We start from the raw sequence: 15039 nt of genomic DNA, 5'->3' as shown, positions 1-15039 counted from the left end.
GGAGTTATACACCATGAAAACAATTAATACTAATAAAGCACCTGAAGCGTTAGGACCATATTCTCATGCAATGGTCGTGAATAATTTAGTATTCACATCAGGACAAATTCCATTAGATACTGAAGGAAACATCGTAAGTAGCGATGTCAAAGAACAAACAAAACAAGTATTAGAAAATTTATCTGTTGTACTTGAAGAAGCAGGTTCTGATTTAAACTCTGTTGTAAAAGCAACTATTTTTATTTCTGATATGAATGAATTTCAACAAATTAATGAAGTTTATGGTAGCTACTTTAATGAGCATCAACCTGCGCGAAGTTGCGTAGAAGTGTCTCGCCTACCAAAAGACGTTAAAGTTGAAATTGAATTAGTAGGTAAAGTTAAAGGAATATAATTTACTTAATTAACACATTGTCATGCTTCTAACCACACAAAGATATATATACTAGGGGGGCTCACTGCATGAAAGTGACAGATGTAAGACTTAGAAAAATACAAACAGATGGCAGAATGAAAGCACTCGTTTCTATCACATTAGACGAAGCTTTCGTAATTCATGATTTACGCGTAATCGAAGGCAACTCAGGTCTTTTCGTTGCTATGCCAAGCAAACGTACACCAGATGGTGAATTCCGCGATATCGCACATCCAATCAATTCAGAAATGAGACAAGAAATACAGGATGCTGTGATGAAAGTATATGATGAAACTGACGAAGTGATTCCAGATAAAAATGCTTCATCAGACGTAACAGAAGAATCAGACGAAGCTTAAAATAACAAAAATCAAATCATATTTTTGATAATGGTTATTTTATTAATTATGTAAGCTAAATGACGTGGGGACGAAACTCTAAATTCAAACTTGAATTTTGTTTCGTGCCCATTTTTATTGTTTTATCGATATTTTTTGAAAATTAAATGTATGATGCAAATAATTAAACTCTGTTTACAAAATTTGTTAAATCTTGAAACTATAAGTTGAGTTAAATTATAATTACTTGTGAAGTGCAAATTTTATTGGAGGATTATTATTCATGCAAAGAAATGCAATCATATTAGCAGCTGGAAAAGGAACACGAATGAAATCAAAGAAATATAAAGTGTTACATGAGGTTGCTGGTAAACCAATGGTTGAACATGTACTGACAAATGTTAAAAAAGCGGGCGTAAATCAAATCGTCACTATCGTAGGTCACGGGGCAGAACAAGTAAAAGAGACATTAGGTAATCAGTCATTATATAGTTATCAAAATGAACAATTAGGAACTGCACATGCAGTTAAAATGGCAGAAGAACATTTACATACTCAAGAAGGTACAACATTAGTAGTATGTGGAGATACACCACTTATTACTTCAGAAACTTTACAACGTTTAATTGCACACCATGAAGAAACACAAGCACAAGTTACTGTTTTATCGGCTACAGCTCAGACGCCTTTCGGGTATGGGCGAATCGTACGTGATCAAAATCATCACCTTAATCGCATTGTAGAAGAAAAAGATGCAACAAATGCTCAAAAAGACATCAATGAAATCAGCTCAGGTATATTTGCATTTGATAATAAAACGTTATTCGAAAAACTTAAACAAGTTAAAAATGATAATGCACAGGGTGAATATTATTTACCTGACGTCGTTACTTTAATTTTAGAAGATAATGGAAAAGCAGAAGTGTATCATACTGATGACTTTGATGAAATTATGGGTGTAAATGATCGAATCATGTTAAGTCATGCTGAAAAAGCGTTGCAACATCGTATTAATCATCATCATATGAGAAATGGTGTTACAATCATTGATCCAATCACTACATTTATAGGTCCAGATGTAGAGATAGGTATGGATACTGTTATTGAGCCAGGCGTACGTATCAATGGAAAAACATTCATTGGTGAAGATACACACGTTGGTCAATATTCAGAAATTAACAACAGTCGTATTGGCAATAAAGTTCATATTATACAATCAGTCATCAATGATTCTAGTGTAGGAAATAAGACCAAAGTTGGTCCATTTGCTCAATTAAGACCTGGTTCAAATCTAGGTGCTGAAGTTAAAGTGGGTAACTTTGTAGAAGTTAAGAAAGCAGAATTAAAAGATGGTGCAAAAGTATCACACTTAAGTTATATTGGCGATGCAGAAGTTGGTGAACGTACAAATATTGGTTGTGGTTCAATCACTGTTAATTATGATGGAGTAAATAAATTTAAAACAATCATTGGAAAAGACGCTTTCATTGGTTGTAACACGAATTTGATTGCCCCTGTAACAGTAGGAGATGGCGCTTTAATTGCAGCAGGATCGACGATTACAGATGACATACCTAAAGAAAGCTTAGCATTAGCACGCGCACGTCAAGTAACCAAAGAAGGTTACAATAAAAAATAAAGATTAATATAAGATACAAAAAGACTGTGTCATTTTTCTGTTAAAGGGAATAAATGAATATATAAATATAAAATTTTGAATGTATTACTATCATGCCAAGTTGAGTGATACGTAATAAACATATTATTGGTCAGTTTTTAGTGGAATATAGTAAAAATGCTAGAATTTTTATATAATAGTATTGTCTAAGTAAAAAATTGGAGGACTATAAATGTTAAATAATGAGTACAAAAATTCGTCTTTAAAGATTTTTTCTTTAAAGGGAAATGAACCATTAGCACAAGAGGTTGCTGATCGTGTAGGAATCGAATTAGGGAAATGTTCTGTTAAACGCTTCAGTGACGGTGAAATTCAAATTAATATTGAAGAAAGTATTCGTGGATGTGATGTATTTATCATTCAACCGACTTCTTATCCAGTTAACTTACATTTAATGGAATTATTAATTATGATTGACGCATGTAAACGTGCCTCTGCAGCAAATATCAATATTGTTGTTCCTTATTATGGTTATGCGCGCCAAGATAGAAAAGCGCGTAGTCGTGAACCAATTACTGCAAAATTAGTAGCAAATTTAATTGAAACTGCTGGTGCAAATCGTATGATTGCTTTAGATTTACATGCACCACAAATTCAAGGTTTCTTCGATATTCCAATCGATCACCTAATGGGCGTACCGATTATTGGACAATATTTTGAAAATGATCCTAACATCAACCCAGAAGAATGTGTTGTTGTATCTCCGGATCATGGCGGGGTAACACGCGCACGTAAATTAGCAGACATTTTAAAAACTCCGATTGCTATTATTGATAAACGTCGTCCTAAACCAAACGTGGCAGAAGTGATGAATATCGTTGGTGAAATTGAAGGACGTACAGCTATTATTATCGATGACATTATTGATACGGCAGGAACAATTACTTTAGCTGCTCAAGCATTAAAAGATAAAGGTGCGAAAGATGTATATGCTTGTTGTACACATCCTGTACTCTCAGGTCCTGCAAAAGAACGTATTGAAAATTCAGCGATTAAAGAACTTATTGTTACAAATTCAATCTTACTTGACGATAGTCAAAAACCATCAAACATCAAAGAATTATCTGTAGCTGGTTTAATAGCACAAGCTATTGTTCGTGTATATGAACGTGAGTCAGTAAGTGTATTATTTGACTAAAATTTACAAATGAGTTTGACTTATTATTTTTAAACATGTATAATTTATTCGTTCGTGATTTAACGAATAAATAAACACTTGCAAGCAATATTTAAATTGATGGGCAAGTGAGGAGAAGTTAAGACAATATATTATTATTGTTTCAACTTGAAAATGAAAGGTGGAAATACGAATGGCTTCATTAAAGTCAATCATTCGTCAAGGTAAACAAACTCGTTCTGACCTTAAAAAATTACGTAATACAGGTAAAGTACCTGCTGTTGTTTATGGTTATGGTACTAAAAACACTTCAGTTAAAGTAGATGAAGTTGAATTCATCAAAGTCATCCGTGAAGTTGGACGTAACGGTGTTATTGATTTAGGCGTGGGTTCTAAAACAATTAAAGTTATGGTATCAGATTATCAATTTGATCCACTTAAAAACCAAATTACTCATATCGACTTCTTAGCTATTAACATGACTGAAGAACGTACTGTTGAAGTACCAGTTCAATTAGTTGGTGAAGCAGTTGGCGCTAAAGAAGGCGGCGTAGTTGAACAACCATTATTTGATTTACAAGTTACAGCAACTCCAGAAAATATCCCAGAATCAATTGAAGTAGATATCACTGATTTACAAATAAATGATAGCTATTCAGTTGGGGATATTAAAGTATCTGGTGATTTCACAATTGAAAACGATCCAGAAGAATCTGTTGTTACAGTAGTTCCTCCAACTGATGAACCTTCTGAAGAAGAAATCGAAGCAATGGAAGGTGAATCAGCAACTGAAGAACCTGAAGTAGCTGGTGAAGACAAAGAAGACAAAGAAGACGAAGAAAATAAAGACGAAGAATAATTCGTTGATGACTATGTAGTCACTTTAAGTGAGAATGTCTTTAATTAAATTGATAGAAAGAGCCTGATACATGTTCATATGTAGAAGGCTTTTTCTTATGTATATCGGACATTTAAAAAATGAATGTTAAAATAAAGTTGAAGATTGATAACTTATAAAAGAGTGGGTTACGAAATCATTGAATTTCTTTCCTACTCTCTTTTTGTATTATATTGAGTAATATTATAAAATAAGGAGTAATCGACACATATTAAATTAAATGTTCAAATCAATCAAAAAGATGAACACAATGGAGGTTGCAACGTATGAAATGTATTGTGGGTCTTGGTAATATAGGTAAACGTTTTGAACGAACAAGACACAATATTGGCTTTGAAGTGATTGACTATATTTTAGATAAAAATCAATTTACATTAGATAAACAAAAATTCAAAGGCGCTTATACTATTGAACGTTTAAATGGGGATAAAGTGCTATTTATCGAGCCAATGACTATGATGAATTTATCAGGAGAAGCTGTAGGACCTTTAATGGATTACTATAATGTAGAAGTTGAAGATTTAATCGTTTTATACGATGATATGGATTTATCTCAAGGGCATATTCGTCTACGTCAAAAAGGAAGTGCAGGTGGACATAATGGAATGAAATCGATTATTAAACATTTAGGTACAGATCAATTTAAGCGTATTCGTATTGGAGTAGGAAGACCAACGAATGGTATGTCAGTTCCAGATTATGTATTACAAAAATTTTCTAATGAAGAAATGATGACAATGGAAAAAGTAATTGAACATGCTGCACAAGCAGTGGAAGCATTTATTGAGACGTCTCGTTTCGATCATGTTATGAATGAATATAATGGAGAAGTCAATTGAGAATGATTATTTCTGACTATATTCAAAATGACAAACGATTCCAGGAACTTGACGAAGTCTTTGGCAACCAAAATATTTTAGTTACAGGTTTATCTCCCTCAGCCAAAGCAACCATTATTGCTGAAAAATACTTGAATGATGATAAGCAAATGCTATTAATCACAAATAATTTATATCAAGCAGACAAATTAGAAACTGATATATTGCAATACATTGATCATTCTGAAGTTTATAAATATCCAGTCCAAGATATTATGACAGAGGAATTTTCAACTCAAAGCCCACAACTTATGAGTGAACGTGTTAGAACTTTAACGGCATTATCTCATGATAAGAAAGGGTTATTTATCGTTCCTTTAAATGGTTTGAAAAAATGGTTAACTCCAGTAGAATTGTGGAAACATCATCAAATGACTTTAGAAGTTGGCGATGATATCGATGTGGATGAATTGTTAAATAAACTAGTAAACATGGGATATCGACGTGAGAGTGTCGTTTCTCACATTGGTGAGTTTTCTCTACGAGGCGGCATCATTGATATTTACCCCCTTATCGGTCAACCAGTTAGAATTGAATTGTTTGACACTGAAGTCGACTCGATTCGAGACTTTGATGTAGAAACACAACGTTCAAATGATAATGTTGAAAAGGTAGATATCACTACAGCGAGTGATTATATTATTACGGAAGATGTGATTAATCATCTTCAAACAGAATTACAAAAAGCATATGAACAAACACGTCCTAAAATTGATAAATCTGTACGAAATGATTTGAAAGAAACATATGAAAGTTTTAAATTATTTGAATCCACTTTCTTTGATCATCAATTACTTCGCCGTCTAGTTGCTTTTATGTATGACACACCTTCTACACTAATCGATTATTTCCAAAAAGATGCCATTGTAGTAGTTGATGAATATAATCGTATTAAAGAAACTGAAAAGACATTGACTACTGAAGTAGATGATTTTATCCAGAACTTAATTGAAAGTGGTAACGGATTTATTGGGCAGTCATTTATGGAATATGATGGGTTTGAAACGTTAATCAATCATTATCCAGTCACATATTTCACTTTATTTACATCGTCTATGCCAGTGAAGTTGCAACATATTATTAAATTTTCATGTAAGCCAGTGCAACAATTTTATGGACAATATGACATTATGCGTTCAGAATTTCAACGTTATGTAAGCAATAATTACACTATTGTAGTACTTGTAGAAACTGAAACGAAAGTTGAGCGTATTCAATCGATGCTTAATGAAATGCATATTCCTACTGTTACAAATATTCACTCAGAGATTGAAAGTGGACAAGCAATTGTAACAGAAGGTAGTCTATCAGAAGGTTTCGAACTGCCTTATATGCAACTTGTTGTAATTACGGAACGAGAATTATTTAAAACCAAACAGAAAAAACAACGAAAACGGACTAAAACAATTTCTAATGCTGAAAAAATTAAATCTTATCAAGATTTAAATGTTGGAGATTATGTTGTCCATGTGCACCATGGTGTGGGACGTTATTTAGGCGTTGAAACACTAGAAGTTGGAGACGTCCATAGAGATTATATTAAATTACAATATAAAGGAACCGATCAACTTTTTGTACCTGTTGATCAAATGGATCAAGTACAAAAATATGTTGCTTCAGAAGATAAATCGCCTAAATTAAATAAACTAGGCGGCTCAGAATGGAAAAAAACGAAAGCCAAAGTACAACAAAGTGTTGAAGATATCGCAGATGAACTTATTGCACTATATAAAGAACGAGAAATGTCAGTAGGTTATCAATATGGTGAAGATACGGCTGAGCAACATGATTTCGAAATGGACTTCCCATATGAACTTACACCAGACCAAGCTAAATCGATTGAAGAAATTAAAGAAGATATGGAAAAAGAACGTCCAATGGATCGCTTGCTATGTGGAGATGTGGGTTACGGAAAAACTGAAGTTGCTGTACGCGCGGCCTTTAAAGCTGTCATGGAAGGCAAACAAGTTGCCTTTTTAGTGCCTACAACGATTCTAGCGCAACAACACTACGAAACATTGATTGAACGGATGCAAGATTTTCCAGTAGAAATTCAGTTGATTAGTCGATTCCGTACTGCTAAGGAAGTTAGAGAGACTAAAGAAGGTCTAAAATCTGGATACGTTGATATCGTTGTTGGAACACATAAACTATTGAGTAAAGACATTCAATATAAAGATCTAGGATTACTTATTGTCGATGAAGAACAACGTTTTGGCGTACGTCATAAAGAACGTATTAAAACATTGAAAACCAATGTAGATGTATTGACACTTACAGCCACGCCAATTCCAAGAACATTGCATATGAGTATGCTTGGTGTACGTGACTTATCTGTCATCGAAACACCTCCAGAAAACCGCTTCCCTGTACAAACCTATGTATTAGAGCAAAATAGTAATTTTATTAAAGAGGCTTTAGAACGTGAACTTTCTCGTGATGGACAAGTATTCTACCTTTACAATAAAGTACAGTCTATTTATGAAAAGCGTGAACAGTTACAAATGTTGATGCCAGAAGCAAACATTGCTGTTGCTCATGGACAGATGACAGAGCGAGATTTGGAAGAAACCATGTTGAGTTTTATTAATGGAGAGTACGACATTTTAGTTACAACAACCATTATAGAAACAGGTGTCGATGTGCCTAATGCGAACACATTAATCATAGAAGAAGCGGATCGTTTTGGTTTAAGTCAACTTTATCAATTACGTGGTAGAGTTGGACGTTCAAGTCGTATTGGATATGCTTACTTCTTACATTCTGCTAATAAAGTATTAACAGAAACAGCTGAAGAACGTTTACAAGCGATTAAAGAATTCACTGAATTAGGTTCAGGATTTAAAATTGCCATGCGTGATTTAAATATACGTGGAGCCGGTAATTTATTAGGTAAGCAACAACATGGATTCATTGATTCAGTAGGTTTTGATTTGTATTCTCAAATGTTAGAAGAAGCGGTAAACGAAAAACGTGGTATTACAGAAGAAACCCCTGATGCACCAGATGTTGAAATGGAATTACACTTAGACGCGTATTTACCAGCAGAGTATATTCAAAATGAACAAGCTAAAATAGAAATTTATAAGAAATTGCGTAAAGTTGAAACTGAAGAACAGCTTTTTGATGTGAAAGATGAATTACTTGATCGCTTCAATGATTATCCTGTAGAAGTAGAACGTTTATTAGAAATGGTAGAAATTAAAATACATGCTTTACATGCAGGCGTGACATTGATTAAAGATAAAGGAAAACAAATTGAAGTATTTCTTTCAACTAAAGGTACAGAACAGATAAATGGTGAAGAATTATTTAAACAAACTCAACCTTTAGGACGAACAATGAAGTTGGGTGTTAAAGAAGGTAAAATGCATATTACTCTAACAAAATCTAAACAGTGGTTAGAAAACTTAAAATTCTTAGTAAAATGTCTTGAAGGAAGTATGGAACTTGAGTACGAATTATAAATCGTCATCTGAAGTTTCATCTTCTTCTAAGAATTCACGACAACATTCAGCATTTAATGGCGTAGTGATTTTAACGCTTGCTTTAGTCATTGTTAAAGTATTAAGTGCAATTTATCGAGTTCCATATCAAAATATTTTAGGTGACTCTGGATTATATGCCTATCAACAAATTTATCCTATTGTAGCGCTAGGTATGATACTATCAATGAATGCAGTTCCTAGTGCTGTCACTCAAGTATTTGGAAGTCACAGTGGAACTGAAGTATTTTCAAAAACACTTCTAAGATTTCAAATGATAGGTCTTATTATTTTTAGTGTGATTTTAGTATTCTCCCATCCATTAGCACTGTTAATGGGAGATGCTCACTTAGCACCAATGCTAAAAATGGCAAGTTTTAGCTATTTGTTTATAGGAATCCTGGGTGTGATTAGAGGCTTTTATCAAAGTAGACAACAAATGAATATACCAGCTATTTCACAAGTAATAGAACAATGTATTCGTGTGTGTGTTATTATTATAGCTATTTTAATGTTTATGTTTAAAGAATGGACCATTTATCAAGCTGGAGCACTTGCAATATTAGCCTCAGCCCTTGGATTTTTAGGTTCTAGTCTATATTTATTAGCAACAAGACCTTTCCGATTACAATTAAATCAGCACTCATATCCTCTTCCTTGGAAACAGCTAATACTTGCGACTCTCGTATTTGCATTAAGTCAATTATTAGTTATTTTATGGCAATTTATAGATAGTTTTACAGTCGTTCATATGCTACAAACATATGGTTTAGGATTTAGAGAAGCGATTATGCAAAAAGGGATCTATGATAGAGGTGCTTCATTTATTCAAATAGGTTTAATAGTGACAACTACATTTAGCTTTGTCCTAATTCCATTACTTACAGATGCAATGTCTGATCATAATCATGTTCTTATGAATCGTTATACAAATGCATCTTTAAAAATCACACTACTCATTAGCGTAGCAGCAGGTATAGGTCTTATTAATATACTACCGATGATGAACCATGTATTTTTCAAAACAGATCAATTAAGCTTCACACTTAGTATTTATATGCTTACTGTAATTGGTGTATCGCTTATCATGATGGACATCGCACTTTTACAAGTGATGAATCAAATTCGCCCTATTTTTATTGGTGTGATGTCAGGACTACTATTTAAAATTATCTTTAATGTGATTTTTATTCACTTTATGGGAATTTTAGGTGCAAGTATAAGCACAGTGCTTTCGCTTATGATATTTGTTACTATTTTACATTATGAGGTCGTTAAATATTATCGTTTTAATCGCATGCGCGCGTTTATTGTTAAATTGATGAGTGCGCTCATTATAATGTCAGTAGTCATACAGGGGTTGCGAATGTTATTACCTCCTGTAGGCCGTTTAGGAAGTCTAATTGAGTTGTTAATTATAGTAGGAATAGGGGGTCTCATATTCCTATTCCTTGTTATGTATATGAATATTTTAGGATATAAAGAATTAAAACACTTACCATTCGGCGATAAACTGTATCGCATAAAGAAAGGAAGATAGATATGACGCATACCCTTACCATTGTTGGTATAGGCAATCATAGTATGGATGATTTACCTTTAGGTGTCTATCGCTTTTTGAAACAGCAACAGAGTGTATATGCAAGGACACTCGAACATCCTGTTATTAAAGATTTAAAAAGTGACATTGAATTTAAAAGCTTTGATGACGTGTACGAAAAGTATGATCAATTTGAAGCGGTGTATCAACATATTGTTGAAACTTTAATAGAAGAAACGCGTATACAAGATACTGTTTACGTAGTGCCTGGACATCCTCGTGTAGCTGAAACGACGACTGCTAAATTACTTGATTACAATAAAAATAATGATGATATACATGTAAAGATTTTAGGTGGGAAAAGTTTTATAGATGATATATTTGTCGCAATCGATGAAGATCCTAATGATGGATTTACATTATTAGATGGTACTATTTTGAAAGAAAACACATTAAATATTCGAACACATACTCTCATTACACAAGTATATAGTGCGATGATTGCAGCAGATGTTAAACTCACATTAATGGAACGTTATCCAGACGATTTTAAAGTGAAGATAGTTACAGGCGCTAATAGTCAAGGCGCTAAAGTATTAGAAGTACCGTTATTTGAGTTAGATCATAATGAGGATATGTTTAACAATCTGACAAGTGTATTTGTGCCTAAAATAACGCGTGATGAAGATATGTATACTGATTTTGATTTTGCAGTTTATATTATTGACCATCTAGTGGATGATGAAAAAGGCTGTCCGTGGGATCGTGTGCAAACGCACGAATCACTTAAACGTTATTTATTAGAAGAAACATTTGAATTGTTTGAAGCAATAGATAATGAAGATGATTGGCATATGATTGAAGAACTCGGAGATATCTTATTACAAGTGCTACTTCATGCGAGTATTGGTAAAAAAGAAGGATATATGGATATTAAAGAAGTTATTGAAAGTTTAAATGCTAAAATGATTCGTCGACATCCTCACATATTCGGAGATAAAACAGTTGAAACAATAGAAGATTTAAATGATGTCTGGAAGAATGCAAAAGCAAAAGAAGGTAAAATACCTCGTGTGAAATTTGAGAAAGTATTTGCAGACCATTTTATGACATTGTATGATAAAACCAAAAATAAGGATTTTAATGAAGAAACCCTTAAAAATTATTTACAACAAGGGGAGAATGATAAATGAGATTAGATAAATATTTAAAAGTATCAAGACTTGTAAAACGTCGTACACTTGCTAAAGAAATTAGTGATCAAGGACGTGTAACAATTAACGGTAATGTAGCTAAAGCTGGCACAGATGTAAAAGTGGAAGACGAATTAGTCATTCGTTTTGGACAAAAACGTGTAACGGTTAAAGTAACTGGATTAAGTGAACATGCCTCAAAAGAAAATGCTAAAAATATGTATGAACTGATTAAAGAAGAACGAGTTCAACCATCTGCACAATCTGAAGAAGTGTAGTCTATGATTGAAACGTTTAAAGGAGGTGACAAGTTATGAGTAAAAAGGTAGAACATATTGATAATCAATATACTTCAGAACGAAATCGAAAGAAACAACGTCAACAAAAACGAATGCGTGTCGTTCGTCGAAGAGTAACAGTTTTTGGAGGATTATTATTAGCGATTATTATTATTCTATCTATCATGCTTGTCTTCCAAAAACAAAGTAACAATCAAGCAACAATAGAACGAAAGCATAAAGAAGAACAATTTCAGAAGAAACAAGATGAGGAAATAGCATTAAAAGAAGAGCTTAATAATCTTAACGATAAAGATTATATAGAGAAAGTTGCTCGAGATGACTATTATTTAAGTAACAATGGAGAAATTATTTTTAAATTGCCTAATGATAAATCATCGTCTAATTCTAAATCCTCTAGTAATAATTAAAAAGAGTAGGCAACTTTAAAAATTAAAGTAAAACGCTTAATTTAAAATAATCGTTTTATAGCATTGTGTAAATTTTAAAACAGGAATATAATAAGGTTAAAATTGAAACATTATCGGGAGGATTTATTTAGAATATGTCAATCGAAGTAGGAAACAAGCTAAAAGGTAAAGTGACAGGTATCAAAAAATTTGGTGCGTTTGTAGAATTACCTGAAGGTAAAAGTGGCTTAGTTCATATTAGTGAAGTTGCTGATAATTATGTTGAAAATGTAGAAGATCATTTATCAGTTGGAGATGAAGTGGAGGTAAAAGTTTTATCTATTGCAGATGATGGTAAAATCAGTCTCTCAATTAAAAAAGCGAAAGATCGTCCTCGTCGTCCACATCACAAATCTAATCAAAATAAACCGCCTCAACAAAAAGCAGAAGATTTTGAAAAGAAATTAAGTAATTTCTTAAAAGACAGTGAAGACAAATTGACTTCTATTAAACGTCAAACAGAATCAAGACGTGGTGGTAAAGGATCTAGACGTTAATTATATCTGTGTGAATAAATATAGCTAAGTTAACGGAGCCCTGGTTCCAATCATTTATTCTAGATTAATATGTATTGATAATAACTTAAGGGCATAAGATCATGTAAGATCTATGCCAGGGGTGAGATAAAGAACTGAAATTAAAGTTCTATCTCACTCTTTTTTCGTTATATCAATTATTTAGCCTAAGTCAGGAGGTTCAGTAATGTGAAAGTGAAAACGTCTCTTTGGAAAAAGACGGATCATTTAGCTGTTGCAGTATCTACAGGGATTGATAGTATGTGTTTATTATATAAATTATTAAATGACTTATCACATTCATATCAATCTATAACATGCTTGCATGTAAATCATGGTTTGAGAGATGCATCTGTCGAAGAAGAACGATTTATTAAACAATTCTGCAAGCAACATCAAATCCCCTGTTATGTTAAACAGTTAGATTTATCTAAAATAGTAGAAAAAGGAAAAAGTATTCAATCTGAAGCGAGAGATTTACGTTATCAATGGTTTGATGAGATGATGAGTAAGATAAATGCTGATGTGTTATTAACTGCTCATCATTTAAATGATCAACTTGAAACGATTTTTTATCGCGTTTTTACTGGTCGATCAACACGCAATTCATTAGGGATGAATGAATGTACTGAGCGAAATCATTATTTTATTTGTCGTCCTCTGATAGAGACATATAAAAATGATATAAAACAATATCAAACCATTCACCATGTGCCTTTTTATGAAGATGAATCTAATCACCATAATAAATATGCAAGAAATGACATTCGCAATCGACTTTTACCAGCTATTGATGAAAATAAGGACTTCAATGTGGAACAATTATTAAAGTTGAAACATTGGCATGATATGCAATTACAACTTACACAACAACGAATAAGTTGTTTTATAGAACAACATGTTAACTTTCACCTTAATAAAGAACGTATACAATTATCTCGAGCGTCTTTTAATCAACTAGATGAAATTTCAAAAATGATTTTATTAGATCGTTTATTTGAGATGCTTCAGTTAAATAAATCGTTTTCAGAAAAAAATTATAATGAATGGTTCGAACAAATTGAGAGTAAACAATCTCAAATTAAAATTCCCCTCACTGAAAAATGGATAATTCAAATTGCATATGATAAATTTATAATAATGGCTCATTATGAACAATCTCTACTTGAAGAACAAATTGTTACACATCCTTATACATATCAATTTGGTCATTATTTAATTACAATTCATCCAAATGAGAATGATGAAGCAATAGATTGGCCTCTAACGATTCGAACACGTAGAGATGGAGATAAGTTTAAGTTAAATGGTAGTCATGGACATAAAAAAGTAAGTCGTTTATTTATTGATAAAAAAATTGATAGCATAGAACGTACACAAATACCTATCATTTTAGATGCAAAACAACGAGTGATAGCTATAGGACAACTTTATGTGGCGACAAGCTTTAAACATATAATAGATATTAAAAAAATTGGAGATGACTCATAAATGAAAGATGATTTAAAAGATATTTTATTAACTGAAGAAGAAATCCAAGAAATTTGTAAAGATTTAGGTGAACAATTAACGAGAGATTACAAAGATAAACCACTTGTTTGTGTTGGTATCCTTAAAGGTTCAGTTATGTTTATGGCAGATTTAATTAAACGTATTGATACACATTTAGCAATTGATTTTATGGATGTTTCAAGTTATCACGGTGGTACAGAATCAACAGGAGAAGTACAAATTTTAAAAGACTTAAGTGCTTCTATTGAAAACAAAGATGTACTTATTATTGAAGATATTTTAGAAACAGGTACAACTTTAAAATCAATTACTGAATTACTACAATCACGCAAAGTTAACTCATTAGAAATCGTTACATTGTTAGATAAACCGAACCGTCGTAAAGCGGATATTGAAGCCAAATACGTTGGCAAAAAAATACCTGATGAGTTTGTAGTAGGATATGGTTTAGATTATGCTGAGCATTATCGAAATCTTCCTTACATTGGTACATTAAAACCGGAAATTTACAATAAATAAAATTTTATAATGTATTAGCAAATACAATAGATAGATTTTTAAATATAATAACTATACTAACGATATAAATTAGTGTAGACTCATTTTATATTCAAAATTGTCATTTTGTGAAACGACTATACATAGATATGTAAAGCCGAAAACAAAGAATGAGTAAATGATGAATATAAAATAATTAACTAGAATTAGAAAAGCGCTACAAA

General features: G+C 32.4%; 14 protein-coding genes. All 14 read left to right on the top strand.

All coding sequences use genetic code 11. From position 1 onward, the window contains the following. The first annotated feature begins 13 nt into the window (after positions 1 to 13). Positions 14 to 394 carry a RidA family protein gene (locus NSU06_RS10670; RefSeq protein WP_002449962.1) on the top strand — a complete coding sequence of 127 codons (381 nt, stop codon included), beginning with the start codon at positions 14 to 16 and terminating at the stop codon, positions 392 to 394. 68 nt (positions 395 to 462) lie between these two features. Beyond that, on the top strand, positions 463 to 774 hold the full coding sequence (spoVG, locus tag NSU06_RS10665) for a septation regulator SpoVG (protein ID WP_002449945.1): 312 nt from the start codon (positions 463 to 465) through the stop codon (positions 772 to 774). A 262-nt stretch (positions 775 to 1036) separates the two neighbouring features. After that, on the top strand, positions 1037 to 2392 hold the full coding sequence (glmU, locus tag NSU06_RS10660; protein WP_049413888.1) for a bifunctional UDP-N-acetylglucosamine diphosphorylase/glucosamine-1-phosphate N-acetyltransferase GlmU: 1356 nt from the start codon (positions 1037 to 1039) through the stop codon (positions 2390 to 2392). Between the two features lie 211 nt (positions 2393 to 2603). Further along, a complete protein-coding gene (locus tag NSU06_RS10655; RefSeq protein WP_002449951.1) occupies positions 2604 to 3569 on the top strand; it encodes a ribose-phosphate diphosphokinase in 966 nt (321 codons plus the stop codon). Between the two features lie 172 nt (positions 3570 to 3741). Continuing rightward, on the top strand, positions 3742 to 4407 hold the full coding sequence (locus NSU06_RS10650; RefSeq protein WP_017176420.1) for a 50S ribosomal protein L25/general stress protein Ctc: 666 nt from the start codon (positions 3742 to 3744) through the stop codon (positions 4405 to 4407). Positions 4408 to 4712: 305 nt separating this feature from the next. Then, positions 4713 to 5285: an aminoacyl-tRNA hydrolase gene (gene pth, locus NSU06_RS10645; protein ID WP_002449969.1), complete on the top strand. Its 573-nt coding sequence runs from the start codon at positions 4713 to 4715 to the stop codon at positions 5283 to 5285. A gap of 2 nt (positions 5286 to 5287) precedes the next feature. Next, positions 5288 to 8791, top strand: coding sequence for a transcription-repair coupling factor (gene mfd / locus NSU06_RS10640; RefSeq protein WP_340780058.1), 3504 nt, complete (start codon positions 5288 to 5290; stop codon positions 8789 to 8791). Further along, positions 8775 to 10349, top strand: a complete 1575-nt coding sequence (locus tag NSU06_RS10635) for a polysaccharide biosynthesis protein (RefSeq protein WP_017176418.1) — start codon at positions 8775 to 8777, stop codon at positions 10347 to 10349. Before mfd ends, NSU06_RS10635 begins: the two co-directional genes overlap by 17 nt. Positions 10350 to 10351: 2 nt before the next feature. Next, positions 10352 to 11542: a MazG nucleotide pyrophosphohydrolase domain-containing protein gene (locus tag NSU06_RS10630; RefSeq protein WP_017176417.1), complete on the top strand. Its 1191-nt coding sequence runs from the start codon at positions 10352 to 10354 to the stop codon at positions 11540 to 11542. After that, complete coding sequence (locus NSU06_RS10625; RefSeq protein ID WP_017176416.1) at positions 11539 to 11820, top strand: RNA-binding S4 domain-containing protein; 282 nt, start codon at positions 11539 to 11541, stop codon at positions 11818 to 11820. The genes NSU06_RS10630 and NSU06_RS10625 overlap by 4 nt, the downstream gene beginning before the upstream one ends. A gap of 35 nt (positions 11821 to 11855) precedes the next feature. After that, positions 11856 to 12251 carry a cell division protein DivIC gene (gene divIC, locus NSU06_RS10620; RefSeq protein ID WP_017176415.1) on the top strand — a complete coding sequence of 132 codons (396 nt, stop codon included), beginning with the start codon at positions 11856 to 11858 and terminating at the stop codon, positions 12249 to 12251. Between the two features lie 134 nt (positions 12252 to 12385). Continuing rightward, positions 12386 to 12787, top strand: coding sequence for a S1 domain-containing RNA-binding protein (locus NSU06_RS10615; protein WP_017176414.1), 402 nt, complete (start codon positions 12386 to 12388; stop codon positions 12785 to 12787). Positions 12788 to 12994: 207 nt separating this feature from the next. Next, positions 12995 to 14296 carry a tRNA lysidine(34) synthetase TilS gene (gene tilS, locus NSU06_RS10610; protein WP_017176413.1) on the top strand — a complete coding sequence of 434 codons (1302 nt, stop codon included), beginning with the start codon at positions 12995 to 12997 and terminating at the stop codon, positions 14294 to 14296. Beyond that, on the top strand, positions 14297 to 14836 hold the full coding sequence (gene hpt / locus NSU06_RS10605; protein ID WP_017176412.1) for a hypoxanthine phosphoribosyltransferase: 540 nt from the start codon (positions 14297 to 14299) through the stop codon (positions 14834 to 14836). The last annotated feature ends 203 nt before the right edge of the window (positions 14837 to 15039 follow it).

The organism is Staphylococcus sp. FSL W8-1270 (assembly GCF_038007165.1).
Lineage (GTDB): Bacteria > Bacillota > Bacilli > Staphylococcales > Staphylococcaceae > Staphylococcus > Staphylococcus hominis.
This window is presented reverse-complemented; position numbering and strand designations above follow the sequence as displayed.